The sequence below is a fragment of the Mycobacterium sp. M26 genome, assembly GCF_001494595.1.
Lineage (GTDB): Bacteria > Actinomycetota > Actinomycetes > Mycobacteriales > Mycobacteriaceae > Mycobacterium.
The window spans coordinates 1,990,685-2,014,354 of the sequence record NZ_LN929908.1 but is presented as its reverse complement, the minus strand read 5'-3'; the positions used below and the strand labels follow the sequence as shown (position 1 = coordinate 2,014,354).

The following is a 23,670-nucleotide window of genomic DNA, read 5'->3' as shown; positions in this document are numbered from 1 at the left end:
AACCTGTTGCTGTGTGCCCTGGTCGTCGCGGTGTACTTCGCCGCGATCATGGCGTTGTCGATCCGGGTGCGCAACCAGTCGATCGTTGACATCTTCTGGGGACCGGGGTTCGTCCTGGTGGCCGTGGTCAGCTACCTGGCCTCGCGGCACAGCGGAGGTGACGACGTCCGCCGTCTGGTGGTGCTGGCGCTGACGGCGATCTGGGGTATCCGGCTCGGTCTGCATATCGGGATCCGTAACGTCGGCCACGGCCAGGACCCGCGCTACGACGCGATCATGAGTCATCGCGCCGGATCGCTGGCCGGGTACGTCGCCCGCAAGATCTACCTCCCGCAGGCGGTGATCCTGTACCTGGTGTCGGTGCCGGTCCAGTTCGCGATGTACCAGCGCGCTCCATTGGGAATCGTTGGCGCACTGGGCATCGCGGTGTGGGTGATCGGGTTCGCTTTCGAGGCGCTCGGGGATCTGCAACTCACCCGGTTCAAGAAGGACCCGGCCAACGCCGGCCAGATCATGGACCGTGGCCTGTGGGCGTGGACTCGGCACCCGAACTACTTCGGCGATGTGTGCGTCTGGGTCGGGCTGTGGCTGCTGGCGCTGGGCCATCCAGCCGGTCTGGTCACCGTCATCTCACCGCTGCTGATGGGCTTCTTCCTGGTCAAGGTCAGCGGAAAGGCATTGCTGGAGAAGAACATGCGCCGTAGCCGCGGCCCGGCCTACGACGCCTATGTCGCCCGCACCAGTGGGTTCTTCCCGCGCCCGCCCCGGCGGTCGTGATCAGTTCAGCGCGCTACCCGCGACGTAGGCACCCAGCAGGCTGATCGCCATCACCGCCAGCCAGGCATCGGTGAGCCGGCCCAGCAGCACCGGGGCGTGCCGGACCTCCATGAATTCACGAAAGATGAGGCGCACCTTGACCAGTGCGATGGCGATGGCGGCTGCGGTCACCGCGGTGCTCGCGGCCCGGCCCGCGGAATGATCCAGCCACAGATAGCTCAGGGTGAGGGCACTGAGCGCAGCCCAGACGATGACCAGTCGCATCCGGTGTCACCTCACCACGTAGAGCATCGCGAAGATCAGCACCCACAGGAAGTCCACCGTGTGCCAGTAGGTGGCCCCGGTCTCGATCAGGATTTGCGAGCGGCGGGCCGGGCCACGGATCTGGTGGACGACGATGCCGATGACCACGAAGCCGATCAGCAGGTGAACACAGTGCAGACCGGTCAGGAAGTAGTAGTGCATGAAGAAGTCGTTGGTGGTGAACGTATTGCCCGCCCGCACCTGCTTGACCCACTCCGCGGTCTTGGACGCCAGAAAGACCACGCCCAGCCCACCGGTCAGCAGCGCGTGGGACAGCGCCGATCGATAACGGCCCTCGCGGGCCGCCTGGACACACCGGGCGACGGCCCAGGAACTGGACAGCAGCACCACGGTATTGAGAACCCCGACGCGTAGTTCGAGGTGGGACTGGGCCTGGAGGTAGAGGTTCTCCTCGCGCGCCCGGGAGAACAGGTACACCGCGAAATAGCTGGTGAACAGTAGCGTTTCGAAGAGCACGAACGCCCACATGTCGGGCTGGCCCGGGATGAAGCGGTGCTGTTCGCGGGACGCGGTGGCGGTCATGCCGGCGCTCCGGCCAGGTCGGGCAACTTTCCGGTACCGAAGTCCTCGCGCTGGATCATCCTGCGCAGCAGTGTGATGAAGACCGCGGTGTAGGTGACGAACACGACCATGTTGATCCACCAGGCGATCAGTCCGTTCCAGGCGAAGACGCCGCGATGAAACAGCCAGGCCGGGGACACCACCACCTCAGTCAGGGCGTTGCACAGGTTCAGGTAGCCGAACCATGTCGGGAACACCCGGTTGGTGTCGATGAGTATGGCCGCCATCCACACCAGCGACCCCAGCAGGAAGATCCCCATCGTGCCGATATACGTGAGGAAGGCGAAGTCGTAGATCCAGGCGATGAGTTCCGGGTCGCGGTCCGGCCGCATCGCCCCCACCGATAGGGCGATGCATAGCAGGAGCAGTCCGGGGACTGCGCTGAGCGCGTACATCACCAGGTAGGCGTACCCGAAGGCCGGACTGATCGACATGCGGCGCATGGAGTACGCAATCAGCGCGTTGGCCGGCGCGACCATTCCGGTGACCAGGAACATCATCGCGAAGCCGATCAGCAGACCGTGGTGATTGTCGTTGAACCACTGCGCGATCCGGGCGGCGTCCCAGCCCGGCGGTGGCGGCGGCTGGGTTCGGGTGAGCACGAAGAACACCAACCCGAAAACCTGATAGAACACCACCGTGGTCCACCACGCGAACCACAGCTCGCTCTTCGGATTCGCCCGCCACGCGGTGATCACGCCCCGACCGCCGCCGCCCGGCGCTCCCGCGCAATCGCCTGCCCCAGCACCGCTGCCATCACCAGGATCCAGACCGCGATCGCCGCGTTCTTCAACCAGAAGGACAGCGCGCCGTTCCAGGCGAACGGGCCGTCGTGGGCCAGCGCGGTGAAGGCGGCAGGCGTCAGCGCAGCGGCGACAGCGAGGTTGAAGGGGGCCACCCAGCGCGGCAGGACCGGGCTCGCGGGGTCGTCCAGGAAGATCGCCAGCGCGATGAAGACGCTTTGGGCGATCAGGAACGGTACGCCGGCGGTGAAGGCGATCCAGGCGAGGTCGTTGAGCAGCTGGGTCAGTTCGGGGGCGCGCTCAGGCCGGAAGGCGGCGATGAGCCAGAACAGATTGCCCACGAGGAACAGGGTGGGCCCGCCTGCGGCGCAACTGATCACGCAATAGCGCAGGATCGGGGTGCGATGGGCCATCCGGCGGATCTGCATGGCGATCAGCATCAGGATCGGCAGTAGTCCCGCGCCGAACCAGTTGAACAGGATCATGCTGTACTGCACCCGCGCGGTGTTGTCGCGATAGAAGGCCGCGACGTCGTCGACCGGCATGGTCGGGGCCATCGGCGGGTGGAAGCCCGGGAACATGAGGAATGCGCCAACCCACAGGATCAGCAGCACCGGAAGCGTCCACCACAGGATGAGCTCACCGTCGAGTCGTCTCATCGTCGAGTCCTCACGAGCGCGTTTGGTTGCCGATCGGCTACCGGCGAAAGTAGCCGATCGGCAACTAAGGGGTCAATAGTGTTCGGCTATCCTGGCTCTCGTGAGCGCCGACAGCGCCGGCACGCCGGCATGGTCCCGAGTGCCACGCACCGCCGCGCAGACCCGGGTGCTGGATGCCGCGCTGGACCTGTTCGCACAGCACGGTGTCAGTGGCACCTCGCTGCAGATGATCGCCGACAGCCTCGGCGTCACCAAAGCTGCGGTGTACCGGCAGTTCAAGGCCAAGGACGACATCGTCATCGCCGCCACCGAGCGCGGGCTGGGACGGCTCGACGAGGCGCTGGAGGCGGCTGAATCCGCACCGAATACCAAGCGCGCCAAGGACACCCTGCTCAAAGCCATCATCGATCTGGCGGTCGAGGACCGGCGGCTGGCCAGCACGCTGCAGTTCGATCCGGTGGTGGTGCGGCTACTGGCCGCCCATCCCCCGTTTCAGCAGTACATCGCGCGGCTCTACGGAGTGCTGATCGGCGAGGCGGGCCAGGAGGCGCGACTGGGCGCGGCCATGCTGGCGGGTGCGATCGGGGTGGCGGTGATGCACCCGCTGACCGTCGACGTCGACGACGACGCACTGCGCGCCTATCTGCTCAAGCACGCCCGGCGCCTGATCACCTGAGGCTCAGCAGCGGGCCAGCACGTCGGCCATCGCCTGCTTCTCCTTGGCCGACAGCCACAGCCCGTAGGCGGCTTTGACCTCCACCTGACGCGCCACGAAGTCACAGCGGAAGGCCTCGTTGGGCGGCAACCACGAGGCGGCGTCGCGGAATGCCTTGTCGAAGTTGGCCTTCGGGCTCACCGCGAGCAGGTTGCGCGGATCGTTGGCGAAATCGAGGCGGCGCTGCGGATCCCAGGCTCGGGCGCCCTTGTACCAGGCGTCGGCCAGCGAGACCACGTGGTCGATCTCGACGGTGTTGGACGTCTCGGGACCGCGAACGAAATCGATGACGGTGCCGGTGTACGGGTCGTGCAGAACTCCCGTCTGGGCGTAGCAGGTACCGGAGCGCACGACGAGGTTGGTCAGGTCGCGCCGCAGGATGTCATCGCGGGTGTTGCAGCCGTTGTGGCCGAACTCGACGTTCACGTCGTCACTCCAGGCCTTGCCGAACCGCCAGCGCTGAAAGTCCTGGGTGCGATCCCAGCCCTTGACCGGCAGCGCCGCGAGTTGAGCGCGTGCCTGATCGAACCGCGGCGTCGCAGCACCTGTCGCCGGCGGCGGTGCAGGCGCGCTTGTGGAGGGTGTCGCCGTCCACGTCGGCGACGGGCCGGACGTGCGCCGCTCGGCCTGATGCCGATCCCACAGCACCAGACTCAGGACGGCGCCGACCACCAGTACGGCGAGCATCACGAACGCGCCGCGGCGTCTACGCCGAGACGTCACGGCCGTCGTCGAGGTAGGCCACGATGGCGTTGGTCAAGGCCCGGCGCGCCTCGTCGAGGTCGGCATAGGTGCCCAGTTGCTTCTCCGAGGCGATGCCCCGCATGGCACCGGGGATCAGGGTGGCGACCTCGCGCACCCGCTGCGGGTCGACATGCAGATCGGCGAAGGCCTTCTGACAGGTCTCCAGCCAGCTTTGCCGCCAGGAGATCAGCTCGGCCGCGGTCTGCGGGTAGAGCCGCTCGAGTTCGGTGTTCTCACTGGGCAATACGGCTCGCAGGTTCTCGATGGCCCGCGAGTCGCGGTTGGTCAGCCCGGCGTAGAGCGTGTCGATGATCCGCGACACCCGCTCCCGCAGGCTGGCCGGCCGGTCGGGCGGGCTGAAGATGTTGGCCCGCCGCTCGGCGGTGTAGCGCAGCACCGCGGCCCAGAACCCGTCGGTGTCGCCGAACTGGTACTGAACGGTGCCCCACGTCGCGCCGATCTCCTTGGCGATGCGGTTGGCCGACACCGCGCCCGGGTCCCCGGACGCCAAGGCGGTCAAGGCCGCCTCCAGCAGGTTCTCGCGCGTGGCCGAACCCCGCCGGTTCGGCCTGCGCCGCGCGCTGTCCGCTTCCGCCATCCCTGGATGGTAGCCCGCCCCGCGAGTTTCATTGACACCTCTATGAAGGATTCCTAGACTCGCCGACATGCCCAAACCAGCCCTGCCGATGAAGCCGACCGGGTGGTTTCAGGTGGCTTGGTCCGACGAGATCAATGTCGGCGACGTCCACCGGATGACCTACTTCGATCTCGACATGGTGGCCTGGCGCGCCGAGTCGGGCGCGGTGACCGTGATGGACGCCTACTGCGAGCACCTCGGCGCCCATCTCGGGTACGGCGGCACCGTCGTCGGCGAGGTCATCCAGTGCCCGTTCCACGGCTGGCAGTGGAACAGCGAGGGCCGCAACGTCTGCATCCCCTACGAGGACCGGCCCAACCGCGGCCGGCGCATCCGCACCTACCCGGTGGTCGAGCGCAACTCGTCGATCTACATCTGGCACGACACCGAAGCCCGCGAGCCCTACTTCGACGTTCCGGACATCTTCGCCGACTTCCACGACAACAGTTGCGCCGACGACTACTACCCGCAAGCGCGACTATTCCGCTCCCGGCTGCAGATCCATCCGCAGTACGTGCTCGAAAACGGCGTCGACTTCGCCCATTTCAAGTACGTGCACCAAACACCGATCGTGCCGTTGTTCACCCGCCACGATTTCGACACCCCGGTGTCCTACGTCGACTTCACGATCACCTTCGAGGGCGACGAGGGTCAGATCATCGACGACGTCAACAGCGGCGTGGAGGCGATCAACGGCGGACTGGGCGTGGCGGTGACCAAGAGTTGGGGGATGGTGGACAACCGGACCATCTCCGCGATCACCCCCGTCGACGAGTACACCTCCGACATCCGGTTCATGGTCTACATCGGCCGGGTCGCCGGCGACGACAGCGAGAAGGCCGAGCGCAAGGCCCGCGAGTTCGCCCAAATGGTGATCGACCAGTTCGCCGCCGACATCGAGATCTGGCAGCACCAGCGCTACACGCTGCGCCCGGCCCTGGCGACCTCCGAATACGACGGCTTCACGGCATTCCGCACGTGGGCCAACCAGTTCTACCCCGATAATCCGGCCCAGCTGCATCCCGCTGCGGCACAACACGATTGAGGAGTACGTCCATGTCCACACCGGTCCGGGTTTTCCAGGTCGCCACCGGCAATGTCGGTTCCGAGATGATCAAGCGGATGGCGCATCGTCCCGACCTGCAACTGGTCGGCCTGCACTGCTATACGCCGGACAAAATCGGGCGGGACGCCGGCGAGATCGTCGGCATCGGCCCGATCGGCGTCACCGCGACAGGATCAGTCGAGGAGATCATCGCCGCCAAACCCGATGTGTTGACGTTCCACGGCGTCTTCCCCGACGAAGACCTCTACGTCGCAGTGCTCGAAGCCGGAATCAACATCGTGACCACCGCCGACTGGATCACCGGCTGGCACCGCGACACCAACCATCCGCACCCCTCCGGCAAGCCGGTCACCCAGCTGCTCCAAGAGGCTTGCGAGAAGGGCGGTTCCACGTTCTACGGCACCGGCATGAACCCCGGCGTCAACCAGATTCTCGGTGTGGTCTGCTCGGCGGACGTGGCGGAGATCGAGAACGTCACCACCATCGAGTCGGTCGACGTGTCCTGCCATCACTCCAAGGACACCTGGATCGAGGTGGGCTATGGCCTGCCCGTGGATGACCCGAGCATCCCGGGCAAGTTGGAGAAGTACACCCGCGTCTTCACCGACAGCGTGCTGATGATGGCGGACTGCTTCGACCTGCAGCTCGACGAGGTGACCTTCAGCTACGAACTCGGAGCCTGCACCAAGGATGTCGACCTGGGCTGGTACGTGTTGCCGAAGGGATCGCTGGGCGGCAACTACATCAAGTACCAGGGCCTGGTCGACGGTGTGCCACGCGTCGAGACCCACCTGGAGTGGCAGATGACACCGCACACCGACCCGAGTTGGGACATCAAGGGCTGCTACATCACCCAGATCAAGGGTGATCCGTGCATCTACAACAAGCACATGATCTTCCCGAAGCCCGGCGTGGACCTCTCCGATCCGGACTCGTTCGCCTCCATCGGCATGACGGTCACCGGGCTGCCCGCGCTCAACGCCATCGCCTCGGTGGTCGCAGCCCCGCCCGGTCTGATCACAAGCGCAGACCTGCCGCTGCGCGGATTTGCTGGCCGATTCAAAAAATAGGCCCGCGAGTTTCCGCTGCAACGAGGCCGCTCGGAGCGAACTGAAACTCCAACAGTATCGCTGGGGATTCGGTTCGGTGAACGGAAGATGAACGCCCAGTTCAGGGCGTGAATTTCCGGTCAATGCCTGCCGCCGACGAGAATTTGCGTCGGCGCAACATAGCAACGGCCGCGGCCGTCACGGCTGCCCTTCGGACCCGCTTCGGCGAGGCACCGAAGATAGCGAACGATGCCATCGCCGCAGGACAGGGCAGGTAAAGTGCCGCGCGTGGGGAAGCATCGGTTAGCCAAGCCACGGCGCCGCTGGTCGATCAGCAGCGCTGTGCGGGCCGCCATCCCCGCCGTCATCGTCCTCGCCGTCGGTAGCAGTACCGTGTCCCATCCGGGCACCCCGCCGGCGAGCATCGAGGCCCACGGAGCGGAGTTGGTGGCCGCGACCGACCTCGACATCCGCACCGCACCGGTTGCCGCCCATTACATCGTCATGTCCGCAGCGGACGTGGCGGCCAGCCGGGCCGCGGCGAACCGGCGGGTGCTTCCCGTGGGCCGCTGCGACGAGAAGGGGCTGCAGGTCAACACCATCCTCGCCGAGCGGCTCGTGAGCGCGTACTTCCCGGAGATCACGACCATCGGCGGGGTACGCGCCGATGCCCTCAAGTGGCATCCCAACGGCCTGGCCATCGACGTGATGATCCCGAACTACCAAACTCCGGCGGGTAAGGCACTCGGTGACCGGATCGCGGCGTTCGCGCTGGCCAACGCCGACCGGCTGTCGCTGAACCACGTGATCTGGCGGCGGGTGCTGTACTCGCACAACGGCGCCCCGTCACTGATGGGCAATTACGGCTCCGACGATGCCAACCATTACACCCATGTCCACATCGCCACCAATGGCGGTGGGTACCCTTCGGGTAATGAGATTTACGTCGGCTGACCTGACAGCCGTTGCGGGACAACCGACTTCACCCGGGACAACAGCACCATCGCGACCAGCGCCGTCAGTCCGCCCACGGTGAAGACGGCGACGAAGTCGCCTTCCGGTACCTGTCCCACGTCGCTGGGAATCACGAGCACCGCCACCACCGCCGCACCGATGGCGCTGCCCACCGTCCGGGCGATGGCGTTGATCCCGGTGGCAACGGCCGTCTCCGTGGGTTCCACTTCATCGACGACCAGCACGGGTAACGCCCCGTAGGCGAGGCTGATGTAGGCGTTGGCCAGCACGTAGCCGGCGACGATCTCCCAACCGGTGTTGTGCAGGACGGCCAGCAACACGAACCCGGCCAGACCGGCCGCGGCGCCGACCATCCCCACCACACGAGCACCGAAACGGTCGACGTAGTAGCCGCCCACGAGCGCGGTGAGCGCTGCCGCGATCGCGCCGGGCAGCAGGAACGCCAGACTGGCCTCGAGCACAGTGGCCCCGAAGCCATAACCTCGCCCGGCAGGCGCCTCGACAAAGTCGGTCACCCCGAGGAAGGCGATGTAGAGACCCATCCCGACCAGTACCGTCGCGGCATTGGTGAGAAGAAGCGGACGCCGCGACAGCATCGCCGTCGACACCAGTGGTGCGGTGATGCGCCGACTCCACCACCACCACACCGCAAGAACCACCACCCCGCCCACCGCGGTCGCAACGGTTCTCGGCGATCCCCAGCCCCAGCCGCGCCCCTGGGTCAGAGCCAGCAGGAGCGCCGAGAGACCAACCGCGAGCCCAACGGCCCCCAGCCAGTGTTCTCGGCGATCCCCAGCCCCAGCCGCGCCCCTGGGTCAGAGCCAGCAGGAGCGCCGAGAGACCAACCGCGAGCCCAACGGCCCCCAGCCAGTCGATGTGCACCCGGCCCTGCCCGGGTCGCCGGGGGACGGCCAGGGCGGCGGCGATCAACACCGCCACCGACATCGCCGAGTGCAGCCAGAACACCACGTGATAGTCCGCGCCGCTCGTCGAGAGCAGCCCAGTCAGCACCAGCCCCAGTCCACCGCCGAGACCCAGCGTCGCCGACAGCACCGCCATGGCCCGCACCAGGCGCTGCGGAGCAATCTCGTCGCGCAGAATCGAGACGCAAACTGGAAACAAGGCGAAGGACCCGGCCTGCAGCACCCGGGCCACCACCAGCAGGGGCAGCGACGTGGTAGTCGCTGCGAGCAGTGATCCGGCCAGAACTATGGCGAGCACCACCAGCAGCACCGTCTTCTTGGGGTAGACGTCGGCCAGCCGGCCGATCAGCGGGGTGCTTGCCGCCGCCGCGAGCAGGTTCGCGGTGAGCACCCAGCTGACGTCCACCGCGGGCGACTGCAGTGTGGAGGCGATGGCGCCGAGAATGGGGACGACGCCGGTCTGCAGAACGGCCGCAGTCACGGTGATCAGACCCAGCGCCGCGAGCAGTACCGTCGAACGGCGCTGCGCCGTCCGGGTTCCGCGCCCCGACGTCATGCCGCTATCGTGCGCCACGCGCGGCTCGCCGTTACACGGAATTTCCGTGCCCGGGATCTTAGGGTTCCAGACGTGAATCGTCTCGACCGGTTTTTCGAGGTGTCGGCCAGAGGGTCGACGATGGGTGCGGAGATCCGTGGCGGCCTCGTCACGTTCATCGCGATGGCCTACATCATCGTCTTGAACCCGATCATCCTGGCCGGCGCTCCCGACGTCGCCGGCAACAAACTGGAGTTCGGTCAGGTATCGGCCACCACGGCTCTGGCCGCTGGTGTCATGACGATCGTCTTCGGTCTGGTGGCCCGGCTGCCGTTCGCGTTCGCCGCGGGCCTGGGCATCAACTCGTTCCTGGCCACCACGGTGGTGGGCACCGTGACATGGCCCGAGGCCATGGGCCTGGTGGTGATCAACGGCTTGATAATCGTGGTGCTGGCCGCCACCGGGTTGCGCCGGATGGTGTTCGACGCCGTGCCGATGCAACTGAAGCTGGCCATCACCGCGGGCATCGGTCTGTTCATCCTCTTCATCGGTCTGGTCGACTCCGGCTTCATCGAGTCCACCGGGGTGCCCTCTCCCCCGGTCGGGCTGGGCAGCGGGGGGAACGGATCCATCAGCACCGTCCCGACGCTGGTCTTCATCTTCACGTTGTTGCTCACCGCCATCCTGGTGGTGCGCCGGGTCCGGGGTGGCATTCTCATCGGGTTGGTGATCGGCACCCTGGTCGCGATGGCCATCGAGGCCATCTGGCATCTGGGTCCGGCGGTGAAGAACCCCGGCGGCTGGTCGTTGTCGGTGCCGACCCTGTCCGGATCACCGTTCGCCCTGCCCGACCTGTCACTGGTCGGCGCGTTCAGCCTCGAAAGCTTCAGCCGCATCGGCATTCTCGCCGCCACCATGCTGGTGTTCACCCTGGTGTTCGCCAACTTCTTCGACGCCATGGGCACCTTCACCGGCCTGTCACGTGAGGCCGGTGTCGCCGACGCGCAGGGCAAGTTTCCGCGGCTGCGCTCGGCGCTGATCGTCGAAGGTGCCGGAGCGATGGTCGGCGGCGGCGTCTCCGCCTCCTCCAACACGGTGTTCATCGAGTCCGGGGCCGGCATCGAGGAAGGCGCGCGCACCGGGCTGGCCAACCTGGTCACCGGCGTGCTGTTTTTGGCGGCGATGTTCGTCTCGCCGCTGGCCTCGATCGTGCCGAGCGAAGTGGCCGCCGCCGCACTGGTGATCGTCGGGACGATGATGTTCTCCCAGCTTCGCCACGTCGACGTCTCCGAGTTCTCGGTGGCGCTACCGGTGGTGCTGACGGTGGCGGTGATGCCGTTCAGTTATTCGATCGCCAACGGCATCGGCGTGGGATTCATCAGCTGGGTGGTGGTGCGGTCGGCCGCCGGCAAGGCCCGCGAGATCAGCCCGCTGCTGTGGATCGTCACCGCCGGCTTCGTGGTGTACTTCGCCCGTGACTGGATTCAGTCGCTGCTCTGAGTCAGCACGGGGTGGCGCTGTGGATGTCGATGGCGACCAAGGTCGGCAACGGTAGCGGACGGTTCAACGGACCTCGGGGATAGACCCGTCGTGTGGTCGGCAACCACAAGCCACCGAACTGCCGGTAGTCCCGGCACATGTGTGCGGCCTTGGCCCAGGAACCGACCACCTCAGCGGTGTAGTCGTGGCGCAGCAGACGACCCGAGTTGTCGAAGTGGAGGTCCTGCACCTGCGAATGTGTCGGTACCTCTGGCGGATAACGCACCCGGTATCGGGTGCAGCCAGCAGGGGTGGGCTCCGGCGAGGTATCCACGGCGACGCCAGGGGCAACGAGCAGGAAAGGCAAACTCAGATAGTTCCACATGGCGTAGCCGCAGAAGTAGGCGAAATCGATGGCATCCCAGCGCAGTACGCGACCGGAACGGAAGGCATCGCGGGGATTGTCCCGTGACTCGACGACAGCACCGGCGGCGTCGAGAATCTCGACACGGACGCCGCCGTGAAGGACTGCCCTGCGGCCCTGTGCCGGATAGTCATGCAGCACAACGTGTGGTGCACGGGTGTCCACCGTCAACCGCGCGTGCCGCTGCGGCGCTACCCGCTTCGCCGTGAACAGGAAGCCCCACGCCGACATCTCGATATCGATGGCCGACAGCGAATTCCAGTACTCAAGACCGCCGTGCGCGTCGAGGATGTCATGTATCGCACGCATGGTTGTGCACCTCGAGCTCGTTCGTCGCAGATCGGTTCGCCGTCATCACGCTACTCGGCGCCGCTGACCCGGTCCTCCGATTGGGGGACAACACAATCCCCCACCGGACCCGTCGACCGGCCGACACCGCGGCGGGCCGGATCCGGCGACGATGATCCGATGCAGTCAGTGCGGGAACATCCCGGACGTATCGCGGTGCCCGCGCGGGCCACGATGCGCCGCGCCACCATGGCCAGCTACGTCGGTTCGACGATCGAGTACTACGACTTCTTCATCTACGGCACCGCGGCCGCTTTGGTGTTCCCGGTGGTGTTCTTCCCGCACCTGGGTCCCACGATGGGCACGGTGGCCTCGCTGGGCAGTTTCGCCAGCGCATTCCTGGCCCGCCCGGTCGGTGCCGCGTTCTTCGGCCACATGGGTGACCGGATCGGACGCAAGCGCACTCTGGTCATCACGCTGCTGATGATGGGGCTCGCGACGGTGGGTGTCGGTCTGATTCCGGCCACCGCATCCATCGGCCTGGCCGCACCGGCACTGCTGATTGCGCTGCGGCTGATCCAGGGCTTCGCGGTGGGTGGCGAGTGGGCGGGTGCGGCGCTGTTATGTGCGGAGAGCGCTCCCCGTGAAAAGCGTTCGTATGCCTGTATGTTCATCCAGTTGGGGCTCGGTAGCGCACTCGTCCTGGCCAACCTGGTGTTCCTGCTGGCGCACACCCTGCTGGGCACCGCCAGTACCGCCTTCCTCGAATGGGGTTGGCGCATACCGTTTTTGCTCAGTGCCGTACTACTCGGCACCGCCGTGTACATCCGGCTGAAGGTCGACGAGACGGCGGTCTTCACCGAGGCCCCCGAACGCCCGATCGAGGTACCGATCCTGCAGCTGCTGCGTCGACAGGCCACCGAGTTGCTGTTGGCCGTCGGCGTGATGAGCGGACTGTTCATGCTGGCGTTCCAGGCTGGCACCTATTTCACGACTCTGGCCCACCGCCAAGCCGGCATTTCCCGGACCGACATCTTCGTCGTCGGGGTTCTCGGCGGACTGGCGACGGTGGCGCTGGTGTTTGCGTCCGCGACGCTGAGCCGTCGCATCGGGGCCCGGCGCACGATTGCGGCCGGGTTTGCGTTGGCGGTGCCCTGGTCCTTCGTCGTCATCCCGATGATCGAAACAGGCGAACCGCTGCTCTACGGCCTGGCCATCGTGGTGACCTACGCGATCACCGGCATCGTGATGGGCCCGATGGCGTCATTCATCCCCGGCATCTTCGCGTTCGACTACCGCTATACCGGCACGGCGATGACCAGCAACCTCGCCGGAATCGCCGGCGGCGCAATCCCGCCCGTCCTGTCACCTGTGCTGATGAGCGCCCACGGCAGCGGAGCGATCGCCGTCATGATGGCCGGCTTCTGCGCGGTCAGCCTGCTGAGCGTGCTGCTGCTACGGCACCACGATCAGGACGCCGATCAGGATGGTGTCCTAGCATGTGCTCGGCGGTGACGGCACCGCCCGGGGACGGGGAGGAAGGTCGAACCATGCGCACACTGAGAATTGCCACCCTGGTCACGGCGGCCGCCGTAGCGAGTTGCCCAGCAGTCGCCTCGGCCGCACCGAAGAACTACTGCGCCGATCTCAAGGGCGTCGACACCGGGCAGACCTGCCAGATCGAGCTCAACGATCCGGCCTACGAGGTGTCCATCAGCTTCCCCAGCAGCTATCCCGACACCAAGTCGATCGCCGACTACGTCAGCAAGACCCGCGACGAGTTCCTCAACGTCGCCAAGTCCTCCGCCCCGCACGACCTGCCGTACGCCCTGGACATCACCGCGACCACCTACAACTCGTCGGTCCCGCCGCGCGGCACGCAGGCGGTGGTACTGCAGACCTACCGGAACACCGGCGGTGCGCACCCGGAGACGTCCTACGCGTCGTTCAACTGGGATCAGACCTACCGCAAGGCCATCACCTGGGACACCCTGTGGCAGCCCACCGCCGATCCACTTCCGGTGGTGTACCCGATCGTGGCGGCCGAGTTGCAGAAGCAGACCGGCCAGCAGGTGGTGATCCCCGCCGGCGCCGGCCTGGACCCGGCCAACTACCAGAACTTCGCCATCACCAATGACGGGGTGATCTTCTTCTTCAGCCAGGGCACGCTGCTGGCCGAGGCGGCCGGACCGCTGCAGGTGCTGGTGCCCCGCTCGGCTATCGACCCGATGCTGGCCTAACGCGTCATGCAGGCAACGGCGCTGAGCACCTTGGTGCCCGGCCGGCGCGGGTCCGGTTGCGGGAGCCGGGCGAGCAGCCGCATGAGCCGGGGCAGCCGCCGGTACCGGTAGGCCGCCGTCATCACCGACTCGACGCTGACCGTCGTCCACCCCAGGTCTTCGAAGAACGCCAGGCCGTTGTCGGGGGCGAAGGTGAACGGGGCGTTGCGCAGCAGGCCGTCGGCTTTCTCGTTCATCGTCTTCTGGAGGCCACGGGAGGCGAAATCGAATGTCCACCAGGCAATCTCGGGACGGGTGAAGGCGGCCGACAGCCCGGTGACGTCCTGGGCGGACAGGTACATGAGCAGACCCTCGGTCAGCACGAACGCCTTGCGGGCACCCGCGAGCGCCTCATCGAGGAAGCGGTCCCGGGCCGCCGGATCGGCCAGGTCGACGGCGTGGCGGGACAGCTGGCAGCGCGGGGTCCGGTCAGCCAATAGCCGGTCCTTCTCCGCGACCAGGGCCGGTAGGTCGGCCTCCACCCACACCAGATCAGCGGGCAGGTCCAGCCGGTAGGGCCGGGTGTCGAGGCCGGCAGCGAGGTTGAGCACGCGATCGCAGCCCTGGGCGATGGCGTCTTCGATCAGATCGTCGATGAGCTTGGTGCGCGCCACCAACCACCAGCCATCCCGGATCCGGCGCGGTGCCGCGGCCACGATCGCGCGGCCCTGCTCGCCGGCCAGCAGGTCGGCGAGATCGTCGCGGAACAGGGCGTCGGGCCGGGCGGATTCCTGGGCCCGGTACACCGCGACCCAGCGTGCGGTGTCCGAGACACCCGAAACCAGGGACTCCCTATCGCTCACCACACCAGTGTGGCAGAGCAGTGTGGCGATACCTCCCGCGCGGCGACGGCGCTCGGGCTTAACCTCAGCAACATGGCCGGGCTGACGCGACGTGACTTCCTCTGCGGCGCGGGTGGTTTGGCGGCAGCGGCGGCGCTGGCGGCCTGCGGGTCCGAGCAGGCCCGGACCGGCGAGCACGTCGTGGTGATCGGCGCCGGGATGGCGGGGTTGGCTGCCGCACGGAAACTGGCCGACGCCGGGATTACGGTCACGGTGCTCGAAGCCCGTGACCGGATCGGTGGCCGGATGTGGACCGACACCTCGCTGGGCGTGCCGATCGACCTCGGTGCGGCGTGGATTCACGGCACCAAGGGCAATCCCCTTGTCGCCCTTGCCGAGAAGGCTGGCGCACGGACCTCTGAAACCGACTGGGACAATCTCGTGCTGTACGAGGGGCGCACCGAGGTCGGCGAGGCGGCCATCGAGAAAGCCACCGGCGCATGGGAGGCGGCGCTGGACAAGGTCACCTCGATGACCGCCGATGCCGCGCCGGACGCCTCGCTGGAGAATGCCCTGGCCCGGGTCACCGATCTCGACGACTCGCTGACCACCTGGCACGTGGCCACCGACATCGCCGCGGAGTACGCCGCCGACCCCGAGCAACTGTCGCTGCGGTGGTTCGGCGCCGAGGGACAGTTCGACGGCCCGGACCTGATCCTGCCCCAGGGATATCAGCAGCTGGCCCGCCATCTCGCCGACGGCCTGACCATTCAGCTCGACACCGAGGTCACCCGGATCACCGACGACGGCACGCAGGTCCGCGTCGACACCTCGCGCGGGGCGCTGGCAGGTGACCGGGTGATCGTCACCGTCCCGCTGGGCGTGCTCAAGGCCGGCACCATCACGTTCGAACCTGCCCTTCCGGCAGCCAAGCGCACCGCGATCGAGCGCCTCGGCGTCGGCGTGCTCGACAAGGTCGTGTTGAGTTTCGACACGCCCTTCTGGCCAACCTCGCCCGATGCGATCGGGCTGGCCGGTCCCGACGCGCCGCTGCCGGTGCTGGTCAACGGGCTGTCCTTCGGCGCGGGGCCGCTCCTGATCGGAGTGCGCGGCGGTGCGGCCGCCCGTGACCGCGAACAACTCTCGGATCAGCAGAGCGTCGAGCAGGTGCGCGCCGCCTTGGGGGCGCCTGCGGTGAAGGGGTCGCTGGTCACCCGGTGGGCGGCCGACCCATACGCCCGCGGCTCCTACAGCTATCTGGCAGTCGGATCGAGCCCGGCCGACCAGAACGCACTGGCCGAGCCGGCCTCCGACCGGCTGCTCTTCGCCGGCGAAGCCACCTACCCCGAGCACTTCGCCACCGTGCACGGGGCGTATCTGAGTGGACTGCGCGAGGCCGACCGAATCCTGGGATGACCCGATAATGCGGCGCAGCCGCGCGGTCATCGGCATGCTGAACCCATGCCACGCCTCCCCCGTCGCATCGCCTCGGAGTTCACCGCGACGCTGCGCAGCCCGCAGGTGGCCGGTGCGGTGGCCGGAATCGAAGGCAAGCTCACCGCGCGGCGGCGCGAGCAGAAGATCCAGTCGGGTGCGTTTCGCGGGGTGCACGTCATCGTCTACCGCGGTTTCGTCGCCGACGACGTGGCGCGGGTGCGGGTCCGGGTGATCGAGGCCCCGGAACTGCCCGGCGACAGCCGAATTCCGTACTGGGACGTCGCCCAGGCCAACCTGCGCAGGCACGCTGCACTGCATATCGTCGGCGCCGAGGTCACGCTGCGGATCGGCGCGCATGCGGCCACTGAGATCACCGACGATCATGGTTTCGCCACCTTCGCGCTGCCGGTGCCGGGCCTGCGGGTCGGGTGGCATACGGCGGTGGCGCAGACGCAGCCGATCGAGGACGGTGAGACGGCATCGGGTACCGGGTCGGTGGTCAAGCCCTCGCTGCGGGCGCCGTTCCTGGTGATCTCCGACATCGACGACACAATCCTGTTGACCGGGCTCACCGAAGGGGTGGCCATGGTGACCCGCACGCTATTGCGTGACGCCGAGCAGCGCCGGGCGATACCGGGGATGTCGGCGCTGTATCGGGGGCTGCAGCGGGGTCTGCCGACTCGATCCGGCAGCCGCAAACCCAAGCCGACCTTCTTCTATGTCTCGACCGGAAGCTGGTCGTTCTATCCGTTGCTCGAGCAGTTCGCCGAGCTGCGCGACTTTCCCACCGGCCCGATGTTCCTCACCGACTGGGGTCCCACCGAGCGTTATCTACGGCGCAGCGGGGCCGAACACAAACGCACGGCGATTCGGCGGCTGTTCGAGGCCTACCCCGGGATGCAGTTCGTCCTCATCGGGGACAGCGGTCAGCGTGATCCGCTGACCTACGAGGAGATGGCCCGCGACTTCCCCGGCCACGTCAAGCTGGTGCTGATCCGCCTGGTCGGCTCCGAGGACGACGACCGCAACCGGCAGGTTTCGGAACGCGCGGCAGCCCTGCGCGACGAGGGCATTCCGCTCTATCTGGTGGCCGACGCCTCGGAGGCGGCCGCCGTGGCGCACACGCAGGGGCTGTGCGATGACGAGACGCTGGTGGCGGTGCGTCGTGCGCTGGACGACGACTGAGGCCACCGAGCGCCTGCGTGAATATTTGCTGGACTGATAGCCTCTGCAGGCGAGCAGTCAAGGGCATCATTGCCCGGGGAAGGAAGCATGGGCGCTTCGAGGTACATCGGCCGAGTCGGAGGTCTGGCGATCGGGCTCGGTGTCGGCGCCGCCGTCCTGTTCGGGGCCGGCTCGGCATGGGCCACCCCGGACGCTGATTCCGGGCCGGGCCCGTCCGCCTCGCGTGCGACCTCCTCAAGCGCTGGGCATTCGGCGCGGCAGGCCGCCAAGACCAGACCGGCCGCGGCGTCACGCACTCGCTCGGCCGCCGCCGTGCGCCCCGCCGCGTCCACGGTGGCCGGATCGCGACGCGTCCTCGTCACAGCGCCCACCGAGGCGAACACCGGCTCACCCGACCCCGCTCCGCTGACCTCGACACCGCAGACCGTGTCGGTCGACGTTCCCGCCATGCCGGTGGAAAGTGGAGCGTCGTTCACCGTGTCCCGAGACGTGATCGCCGAGTTCGCGGCGAACTACGTCGCCGGTGGTGGTGATCCAGCCGACAGCCCGCGCTTCTTCTTCGGCGATCTCGCGGTGGCCAGCCTCGAGCAACTCGCCGACCCCACTGTCACCCCGGATCAGACCCGGCTGCTGTTGGGCAACCTCGCGGTCTCCGGGTACTTCGGTGGAATCTGGTTGCGGGACAACCTCCGTGACACCGCCACCGCCGCCACCCAGGCCACGGTGACCGCCGCGACCGCGCCGGTGATCGACCTCTCGCCCGCAGCGCTCGGCCTGCGGTTGTTCGACGGATTGGCAGCCGGCCTGGTCGGCGCGGCACAGAGCAACCCGTGGATCGTCAATACCGTTGCACACCTGTCAGTGCCGGTGCTGTTGGCGCTGTACGGATACAACAAGGGCTATCTCGAAGTGGTGCTGGAGAACCCGCCGCCGGGCGTGCCGTCAATGGCCGACACCCTGACCTGCAACGGATTCCTGGACTGCAATTCCAGCGCCTTCCCGCTGGAACTGGCCACCCGTTATGACAGCGCCCTGACGCAGCTGGACCAGCCGACCACGCTGGGCTGGGCGGAGATGGCTGTGTGGAGCAAGGTGCTTGAAAGTGCTACCGGCGCCGGACGATTCGTGTGGCAAGCCATCGTCGCGGCCGGCGGGCTGTCGCCGACATCCTATGCGGCGCTGGTGGATTTGAGTTCGGCGTACCTGATGGTCAGCAAGGCTGCGGTGCTCTCGAGCATGATCGCCGCCGCCGACGGTGACGCAGGGATCGGCAGCACATCGCTGCGACTGCAGGCCGGTCTGTGGATGTGGTCGGGAAGTTACTTCGCCGGACTGGCATCCAGCGCCCCGAGCGGTACCCTGCCAAGCATCACCGTCAATTAATGGAGGCCACAATGAACCGTCACCTCGCCGCAGTACTCCTGATGGTTGGGATGACCACCGTCGGCTGCGTGCAAGTGACGGAGAACCCGGCAGCCAGCTCGACGTCTCCGGCCACCACGGCACAAACCCAGACGCAGACCCGAACCCAGACCCAGACCCAGACCCAAACGCAGACAGAGACGCAGACGCAGACAGAGACCACAGAAGCCGAGGTTGGCGGCGAAACTCACTGCAGCAAAAAGAAACTCGCCGACGCTGCGACGTCCGCGGCGCGCTCGCTGGGCAGCGACAACGTCTATAGCATCGACAATCTGGAGTGTGCCGACGGCTGGGCGGTGACCAGCGGATTGCTGGCCAGCACGCAGAACCCGAACCAGGGGGCCCCGACGTCGTTCGTGTTCCGCGCCGAGGGCCAGTTCTGGGTGCTCCAGGACAAAGCGAAGGTGTGCGGGACCAACCCGACCACCACCACCCCACCGGCCGACGCGACCATTCCGGCGAAGCTATTCCTGTCCGGGTGCGCGGCCGGCTGATCTACTGCGCGGCCTTCTGAGCTTTACGGGCCAGCAGACGGTCGCGCTGTTCTTCGAACTTGCGCACCTGGGCTTCGAACGTCGTCAGGTAGTCCGCCAGCTGTTCGCGGCGCTGTTCCCCCACCGACGTGAAGTCCGTGCGGTCGAAGAGCTGCCACTTGCGCAGGGTCGGCAGGAGCACCTCGTCGAGGTGTTGACGCGGATCGTAGATGCCGTGCTTGGCCATCAGCACGCCATTGCGGCGGAAGTTCGGCATCCCCTGGCCGGGCATCCGGAAGTTTTCCACCACGGCGGCAATGGCTTCCAGTGCTTGGTCGGGCGCGAGATCGAGAGCCGCACCGCACATATCGCGGTAGAAGATCATGTGCAGGTTCTCGTCGGCGGCGATCCGCTGCAGGAGCCGATCGGCGACGGGGTCGTCGCACACCTTGCCAGTATTGCGATGGCTGACGCGGGTGGCCAGTTCCTGGAAGGACACGTAGGCGATCGACAGCAGGAAATCCGTTTTGTGCCGGGCTTCCTCCTCGGCGGTCGGCCCGAACCCGTTGGTGACGTGTTCGACGCGGGCACGTTCAAGCGCCACCGGGTCCACACCGCGCCCGACCACGAGGTAGTCGCGGATGGCGATGCTGTGCCGGCCTTCTTCAGCGGTCCAGCGGCCCACCCAGGTGCCCCAGGCTCCGTCGAGAGAGAAGTTGTCGGCAGCCTGCCGGTGATAGGACGGCAGATTGTCTTCGGTCAGCAGGTTGGTGATCATCGCCGCCTGAGCCACCTCGCCCAGCGGGGACTGCTCCGGAGCCCAGTCGGTACCGCCCGTCGCGGCGAAGTTCCGACCTCGTTCCCAGGGCACATACTCGTGCGGGTGCCAATCGACCGCTGCCGCGAGATGCCGGTTGAGGTTGGCCTCTGCAGTGGGTTCGAGCTCGGATAGCAAGACTGCATCCGTTAACTGGTTGACCATCACACCTCACCTGCATCGAGCGGCAGGGGCAGGGTGGCCCGCGCGGCATGGAAGATCCGCGCAGCCGAGGACCAGTTGGAACTGTTCTACCGTAGCAGGCGGCGGCCGGTTATTGACGGCACGACCCTTTGCTCGACGATGGCGTTGGTCTCAGGACGCCGGTTTCCACTCCACCCAGTCGACGAGCATGGTGGCCGGGAACTGGGTGGAACTGTCGGGCGGTCCGGCCCACGGGCCGCCGACGGCGAGGTTGAGGATCGCGTAGAACGGCTTGTTGAACACCCACTGTGCGGTCGGCGGCAGCATGTCGGGCGTAAACGTTCCCCAGACGGTGTCGTCGACACCCACGGTGATGGAGTTCTCGGCGCGGGTCACCCAGTAGTTGTGGAAGTCGGTACTCAGATCGCTTCCGGTGCCGGTGATCTGGACCTGGAGGTAGTCCCCGACGCCGGTGATCGGCCCGTGAATCGCCGAATAGTGGGTGACGGCCTCGTTGACCATCTCCACCACGTTGATCTCCCCTGCGCCGGGCCACGGATTGGTGCTCTCGTCGGCACCGACCAACCAGAACGCGGGCCACAGTCCTTGTCCTGACGGCATTTTGATCCGTGCGGTCAAGGTGCCGTAGCCGAAGCTGGCCAGGTCTCTGGTCTGCACCCGCCCGGAGGTGTAACCGGTGTCGGTCTTGACCGCCTGGATGACGAGATTGCCCTGCCCGTCCAGCACAGCGTTGCCCGCGCGGTAGTCCTGCACCCCGATGTCCCACCCGGTTCCTTCGATGGGAGACCACTTGGTGGGATCGGGCGCGGCTCCGGCCGGTCCGTCGAACCCGTCGTAAAGACTTGTGGCGGCGATGGTTACGGGGACGGTAGTGAGCACGGTGTCGGATCGGCTGATGCCGACGGCCTGGGCCAGCGAGTGCAGGATGGCCTGGATTGCGCCGGCCAGACCGGTGAGCCGGAACGTACTGCCGTTGTCTACCGTGACGGTGAAGCTGTCGACGCCGCCGGCCGCGGCCAGGGTGCTGGTGGGCGTGTAGGTGTAGGTGCCGTCGGCGTGAATGTCGACGCTGCCGTGCGTGGGTGCGGTGGTCAGCGCATAGGTCAGCACGCCGTCGTTGGTCGTGCTGGCGCGCAGATCGCCGGTGACCACACCGGTGGCAGATTGCCCCGGGTTCTGTGCCGGGCTGGCGGTCGGCGACGTGTTGAAGAAGGTGTACTCGACGATGTCGTCGAACGACGGTGCGCTGGTTTGTGCCGCGACCCTGCGCGGCGCCGTGCGCGCCGGGACCGCTCTCGGGCGTGCGGAGGCCGACCGGGCGGGGGTCAGCTGCGTGCGCGCCGTCGTGCCGGCGGTGGTGGGCCGCTTCTGCGGTCCGCGTGGTGACGGCGAGCCGACGGAACGGGTGGTGGTCGCCGAGGAGCCCGTGTCACCGGCGGTGTCGGCGGCGGCGATGGCCGAACCGGAGGCGATGGCAGTGCCGATGCCCAAGGCGACGGCGAGCATCCCTACTCGACCGACCCACCGTGACGCACCCACGCCTGCACCCCCCTCAGCCAACCCGTCGTCCGCGAATCCTGCGGGAAAACACACGGTAGCCGGGCTGCGACCCACCTGTCTGGCTATTGGTGGACCAGTACGTGGTCAATGTAAGAAGGGCTGGATACGACCTCCGACCGCGCTAAGTTTCAGTGATGATCGACTTCCAAAACGGCACCTTCGCAAAGCTCGGTCCAACTGATCCAAGGCCCTTTGCACAAGAGCTAGCCCCAATCCTGGTGGACGGCGAAGTTGTTCATCTGAGCTTCAAGGGCATGCGCGACTCCGTCGTCTTCACGAATAAGCGGCTCATAGCCATCAACGTGCAGGGATTGACCGGAAAGAAGCGCGACTACTCGTCCCTTCCTTATAGCAAGGTCCAGGCTTGGAGCATCGAATCTGCCGGACGCTTCGACCTCGATGCTGAATTGGAGCTGTGGTTCTCAGGCCTGGGAAAAGTTCACCTCGACTTCAAGGGTCAGGTTGACATCAACACGATAGGAAAGCTGATCGGAAACTACGTCTTGTAGCCCCAGCCGTCTCTCTGTACTTCCCAGCTGCGCCGCGGTCCCGCCGTAGGCTCAACACGATGTCCGGGAAGTCGCAGATCCGCTTTCTGCCCTTCGATGGCCGCCGGGTGGCCTTCGAGGTGCGCGGTAGCGGGCCGCCACTGGTGGCTCCGGCCTGGTGGGTCAGCCATCTCGAACTCGACTGGCAGGACCCGGCGGTACGACGGTTCTGGGAGACCGTCGCGCAGGGCTACACCCTGATCCGCTACGACCGGCTCGGCGTGGGTATGTCGGACCGCATCGTCGGCGACGCGGATCTCATCCTGGATGGCGAAGTCGCGGTGCTGCAGGCGCTGCTCGACGAACTCGGGATCGACCGGGTGTCACTGCTGGGTGGATCATCGGGCAGCTGTACCGCCGTGGCCTTCGCCGCGGCCCATCCGCAGCGGGTGGATCGCCTGGTCCTCTACGGCTCCTACACCGACGGTCAGCAGCTGACGCCACCCGGCGTCGACGAGGCGATCATCGGTGCGGTCCGCGCGCACTGGGGTCTGGGTTCCCGGATGCTCAGCGATCTGTTCCTCGACGGGGGCGACGCCGCCGACCATGATCGGTTCGCCCGCCTGCAGCGTGATTCGGCCAGCGCGCAGACCGCTGCTGCCCTGCTGGCTCTGGTGTATCGCCTCGATGTGCGCGAGCACCTCCCGCGGATCCAGTCCCCCACCGTGGTCGTACACCGACGCGACGACCGTGCCGTGCCCTACCGGCTCGGCCGCGAGGTGGCCGCGACGATCCCGGGAGCGACATTCGTTCCGCTGCAGGGTAGTTCGCACTTTCCCTGGCACGGCGACGTGGAATCGGTCGCGCGCGCCTGTCGCCAGGCCCTGACCGCAGAGCAGGCATCGATGACACCCGCCGGGGATGATCCGGTGCTGCTGTCGGACCGGGAGCGGGAAGTCCTGGCCTGTATTGCCCGCGGCCTGGCTGACCGGGAAATCGCCGAACAGCTTGTGCTCAGCCCGCATACCGTCCACCGCCATGTCGCCAACATCCGGCGCAAGCTGGGTCGGACGTCCCGTACGGCGGCGGTGGCCGAAGCCGCGCGCCTGGGTCTGCTCTGAGGTAGCCGAAACCGGCCATCCGGAGAAGATGGCCGCATCGAG

Annotated in this window: 25 protein-coding genes and 1 pseudogene; 14 read left to right on the top strand and 12 right to left on the bottom strand. The window is 66.9% G+C overall.

Annotated features, from left to right (window positions below; genetic code table 11):
* Positions 1–6: 6 nt before the first annotated feature.
* A complete protein-coding gene (locus tag BN3385_RS18905) occupies positions 7–777 on the top strand; it encodes a DUF1295 domain-containing protein (protein ID WP_231748765.1) in 771 nt (256 codons plus the stop codon).
* On the opposite strand, the gene BN3385_RS18900 is transcribed toward BN3385_RS18905, so the two are convergent.
* From BN3385_RS18900 to BN3385_RS18885, 4 genes are read right to left on the bottom strand one after another with little or no spacing between them, the layout of a single operon-like run.
* Positions 778–1,041, bottom strand: a complete 264-nt coding sequence (locus BN3385_RS18900; protein WP_059018952.1) for a cytochrome C oxidase subunit IV family protein — start codon at positions 1,039–1,041, stop codon at positions 778–780.
* Between the two features lie 6 nt (positions 1,042–1,047).
* Positions 1,048–1,623: a cytochrome c oxidase subunit 3 gene (locus BN3385_RS18895; RefSeq protein WP_059018951.1), complete on the bottom strand. Its 576-nt coding sequence runs from the start codon at positions 1,621–1,623 to the stop codon at positions 1,048–1,050.
* Entirely contained in the window at positions 1,620–2,360 is a 741-nt protein-coding gene (locus BN3385_RS18890) for a hypothetical protein (protein ID WP_059018948.1), read from the bottom strand. The genes BN3385_RS18895 and BN3385_RS18890 overlap by 4 nt, the downstream gene beginning before the upstream one ends.
* Positions 2,357–3,064, bottom strand: a complete 708-nt coding sequence (locus tag BN3385_RS18885) for a hypothetical protein (RefSeq protein ID WP_059018946.1) — start codon at positions 3,062–3,064, stop codon at positions 2,357–2,359. Before BN3385_RS18885 ends, BN3385_RS18890 begins: the two co-directional genes overlap by 4 nt.
* 100 nt (positions 3,065–3,164) lie before the next feature.
* On the opposite strand from BN3385_RS18885, the gene BN3385_RS18880 reads away from it, so the two are divergent.
* Complete coding sequence (locus BN3385_RS18880; protein WP_059018944.1) at positions 3,165–3,740, top strand: TetR/AcrR family transcriptional regulator; 576 nt, start codon at positions 3,165–3,167, stop codon at positions 3,738–3,740.
* A gap of 3 nt (positions 3,741–3,743) precedes the next feature.
* Here BN3385_RS18880 and BN3385_RS18875 read toward each other — a convergent pair whose 3' ends face one another.
* Both BN3385_RS18875 and BN3385_RS18870 read right to left on the bottom strand, forming a co-directional pair.
* A complete protein-coding gene (locus tag BN3385_RS18875; protein ID WP_059018942.1) occupies positions 3,744–4,466 on the bottom strand; it encodes an HNH endonuclease family protein in 723 nt (240 codons plus the stop codon).
* Between the two features lie 19 nt (positions 4,467–4,485).
* Positions 4,486–5,121 carry a TetR/AcrR family transcriptional regulator gene (locus BN3385_RS18870; protein WP_059018940.1) on the bottom strand — a complete coding sequence of 212 codons (636 nt, stop codon included), beginning with the start codon at positions 5,119–5,121 and terminating at the stop codon, positions 4,486–4,488.
* A 67-nt stretch (positions 5,122–5,188) separates the two neighbouring features.
* Here BN3385_RS18870 and BN3385_RS18865 point away from each other — a divergent pair, with 67 nt between their 5' ends.
* The 3 genes from BN3385_RS18865 (at position 5,189) to BN3385_RS18855 (ending at position 8,229) form a co-directional block, all read left to right on the top strand.
* Positions 5,189–6,205, top strand: a complete 1,017-nt coding sequence (locus tag BN3385_RS18865) for an aromatic ring-hydroxylating dioxygenase subunit alpha (RefSeq protein WP_059018938.1) — start codon at positions 5,189–5,191, stop codon at positions 6,203–6,205.
* A gap of 11 nt (positions 6,206–6,216) precedes the next feature.
* Positions 6,217–7,296: an NAD(P)H-dependent amine dehydrogenase family protein gene (locus tag BN3385_RS18860; protein ID WP_059018936.1), complete on the top strand. Its 1,080-nt coding sequence runs from the start codon at positions 6,217–6,219 to the stop codon at positions 7,294–7,296.
* Positions 7,297–7,563: 267 nt separating this feature from the next.
* Positions 7,564–8,229 carry a VldE C-terminal domain-containing protein gene (locus tag BN3385_RS18855; RefSeq protein WP_059022146.1) on the top strand — a complete coding sequence of 222 codons (666 nt, stop codon included), beginning with the start codon at positions 7,564–7,566 and terminating at the stop codon, positions 8,227–8,229.
* Here the strand turns inward: BN3385_RS18855 and BN3385_RS29360 are convergent.
* Both BN3385_RS29360 and BN3385_RS29355 read right to left on the bottom strand, forming a co-directional pair.
* Entirely contained in the window at positions 8,217–8,981 is a 765-nt protein-coding gene (locus tag BN3385_RS29360) for an MFS transporter (protein ID WP_353612236.1), read from the bottom strand. The two genes, BN3385_RS18855 and BN3385_RS29360, sit on opposite strands and share 13 nt — an antisense overlap.
* Before the next feature lie 211 nt (positions 8,982–9,192).
* A pseudogene (locus tag BN3385_RS29355) lies at positions 9,193–9,729 on the bottom strand (MFS transporter); the annotation flags it as partial.
* A 72-nt stretch (positions 9,730–9,801) separates the two neighbouring features.
* On the opposite strand from BN3385_RS29355, the gene BN3385_RS18845 reads away from it, so the two are divergent.
* On the top strand, positions 9,802–11,208 hold the full coding sequence (locus BN3385_RS18845; RefSeq protein ID WP_059018934.1) for an NCS2 family permease: 1,407 nt from the start codon (positions 9,802–9,804) through the stop codon (positions 11,206–11,208).
* A gap of 1 nt (position 11,209) precedes the next feature.
* Here the strand turns inward: BN3385_RS18845 and BN3385_RS18840 are convergent, their stop codons facing one another.
* Entirely contained in the window at positions 11,210–11,920 is a 711-nt protein-coding gene (locus BN3385_RS18840) for a hypothetical protein (RefSeq protein ID WP_059018932.1), read from the bottom strand.
* A 159-nt stretch (positions 11,921–12,079) separates the two neighbouring features.
* Between BN3385_RS18840 and BN3385_RS18835 the strand changes: the two genes are divergently transcribed.
* Together BN3385_RS18835 and BN3385_RS18830 are read left to right on the top strand one after the other, a co-directional pair.
* Positions 12,080–13,414: an MFS transporter gene (locus tag BN3385_RS18835; RefSeq protein ID WP_059018930.1), complete on the top strand. Its 1,335-nt coding sequence runs from the start codon at positions 12,080–12,082 to the stop codon at positions 13,412–13,414.
* Between the two features lie 35 nt (positions 13,415–13,449).
* The gene (locus BN3385_RS18830) at positions 13,450–14,139 is read left to right on the top strand and encodes an esterase (RefSeq protein ID WP_059018928.1); all 690 of its coding nucleotides are present in this window, start codon (positions 13,450–13,452) and stop codon (positions 14,137–14,139) included.
* On the opposite strand, the gene BN3385_RS18825 is transcribed toward BN3385_RS18830, so the two are convergent.
* On the bottom strand, positions 14,136–14,981 hold the full coding sequence (locus BN3385_RS18825; RefSeq protein ID WP_231748764.1) for a class I SAM-dependent methyltransferase: 846 nt from the start codon (positions 14,979–14,981) through the stop codon (positions 14,136–14,138). The two genes, BN3385_RS18830 and BN3385_RS18825, sit on opposite strands and share 4 nt — an antisense overlap.
* A gap of 72 nt (positions 14,982–15,053) precedes the next feature.
* On the opposite strand from BN3385_RS18825, the gene BN3385_RS18820 reads away from it, so the two are divergent.
* From BN3385_RS18820 to BN3385_RS18805, 4 genes are all read left to right on the top strand, one after another.
* Positions 15,054–16,376 (top strand): flavin monoamine oxidase family protein, encoded by a 1,323-nt coding sequence (locus BN3385_RS18820; protein ID WP_059018927.1) that lies wholly within the window; start codon positions 15,054–15,056, stop codon positions 16,374–16,376.
* Positions 16,377–16,421: 45 nt separating this feature from the next.
* Positions 16,422–17,582: a phosphatase domain-containing protein gene (locus BN3385_RS18815; RefSeq protein ID WP_059018925.1), complete on the top strand. Its 1,161-nt coding sequence runs from the start codon at positions 16,422–16,424 to the stop codon at positions 17,580–17,582.
* A gap of 87 nt (positions 17,583–17,669) precedes the next feature.
* Complete coding sequence (locus BN3385_RS18810) at positions 17,670–18,965, top strand: hypothetical protein (RefSeq protein WP_059018923.1); 1,296 nt, start codon at positions 17,670–17,672, stop codon at positions 18,963–18,965.
* Positions 18,966–18,976: 11 nt separating this feature from the next.
* Positions 18,977–19,498: a hypothetical protein gene (locus tag BN3385_RS18805; protein WP_156432803.1), complete on the top strand. Its 522-nt coding sequence runs from the start codon at positions 18,977–18,979 to the stop codon at positions 19,496–19,498.
* A gap of 1 nt (position 19,499) precedes the next feature.
* Here BN3385_RS18805 and BN3385_RS18800 read toward each other — a convergent pair whose 3' ends face one another.
* Positions 19,500–20,459 carry an acyl-ACP desaturase gene (locus BN3385_RS18800; RefSeq protein ID WP_059018920.1) on the bottom strand — a complete coding sequence of 320 codons (960 nt, stop codon included), beginning with the start codon at positions 20,457–20,459 and terminating at the stop codon, positions 19,500–19,502.
* 150 nt (positions 20,460–20,609) lie between these two features.
* A complete protein-coding gene (locus tag BN3385_RS28700; RefSeq protein ID WP_197415239.1) occupies positions 20,610–21,998 on the bottom strand; it encodes a family 16 glycosylhydrolase in 1,389 nt (462 codons plus the stop codon).
* A 155-nt stretch (positions 21,999–22,153) separates the two neighbouring features.
* On the opposite strand from BN3385_RS28700, the gene BN3385_RS18790 reads away from it, so the two are divergent.
* Complete coding sequence (locus BN3385_RS18790; RefSeq protein WP_059022140.1) at positions 22,154–22,528, top strand: PH domain-containing protein; 375 nt, start codon at positions 22,154–22,156, stop codon at positions 22,526–22,528.
* 59 nt (positions 22,529–22,587) lie between these two features.
* Entirely contained in the window at positions 22,588–23,628 is a 1,041-nt protein-coding gene (locus BN3385_RS18785) for an alpha/beta fold hydrolase (RefSeq protein ID WP_059018918.1), read from the top strand.
* Positions 23,629–23,670: the final 42 nt, after the last annotated feature.

Coding starts and splice junctions, on each gene's coding strand:
- BN3385_RS18790 (WP_059022140.1), top strand. CDS start 22,154: ATGATCGACTTCCAAAACGGCACCTTCGCAAAGCTCGGTCCAACTGAT.
- BN3385_RS18810 (WP_059018923.1), top strand. CDS start 17,670: ATGGGCGCTTCGAGGTACATCGGCCGAGTCGGAGGTCTGGCGATCGGG.
- BN3385_RS18900 (WP_059018952.1), bottom strand. CDS start 1,041: ATGCGACTGGTCATCGTCTGGGCTGCGCTCAGTGCCCTCACCCTGAGC.
- BN3385_RS18870 (WP_059018940.1), bottom strand. CDS start 5,121: ATGGCGGAAGCGGACAGCGCGCGGCGCAGGCCGAACCGGCGGGGTTCG.
- BN3385_RS18885 (WP_059018946.1), bottom strand. CDS start 3,064: ATGAGACGACTCGACGGTGAGCTCATCCTGTGGTGGACGCTTCCGGTG.
- BN3385_RS18835 (WP_059018930.1), top strand. CDS start 12,080: ATGCAGTCAGTGCGGGAACATCCCGGACGTATCGCGGTGCCCGCGCGG.
- BN3385_RS18875 (WP_059018942.1), bottom strand. CDS start 4,466: ATGCTCGCCGTACTGGTGGTCGGCGCCGTCCTGAGTCTGGTGCTGTGG.
- BN3385_RS18865 (WP_059018938.1), top strand. CDS start 5,189: ATGCCCAAACCAGCCCTGCCGATGAAGCCGACCGGGTGGTTTCAGGTG.
- BN3385_RS18860 (WP_059018936.1), top strand. CDS start 6,217: ATGTCCACACCGGTCCGGGTTTTCCAGGTCGCCACCGGCAATGTCGGT.
- BN3385_RS18800 (WP_059018920.1), bottom strand. CDS start 20,459: ATGGTCAACCAGTTAACGGATGCAGTCTTGCTATCCGAGCTCGAACCC.
- BN3385_RS18840 (WP_059018932.1), bottom strand. CDS start 11,920: ATGCGTGCGATACATGACATCCTCGACGCGCACGGCGGTCTTGAGTAC.
- BN3385_RS18895 (WP_059018951.1), bottom strand. CDS start 1,623: ATGACCGCCACCGCGTCCCGCGAACAGCACCGCTTCATCCCGGGCCAG.
- BN3385_RS18805 (WP_156432803.1), top strand. CDS start 18,977: ATGAACCGTCACCTCGCCGCAGTACTCCTGATGGTTGGGATGACCACC.
- BN3385_RS18785 (WP_059018918.1), top strand. CDS start 22,588: ATGTCCGGGAAGTCGCAGATCCGCTTTCTGCCCTTCGATGGCCGCCGG.
- BN3385_RS18820 (WP_059018927.1), top strand. CDS start 15,054: ATGGCCGGGCTGACGCGACGTGACTTCCTCTGCGGCGCGGGTGGTTTG.
- BN3385_RS18830 (WP_059018928.1), top strand. CDS start 13,450: ATGCGCACACTGAGAATTGCCACCCTGGTCACGGCGGCCGCCGTAGCG.
- BN3385_RS18815 (WP_059018925.1), top strand. CDS start 16,422: ATGCCACGCCTCCCCCGTCGCATCGCCTCGGAGTTCACCGCGACGCTG.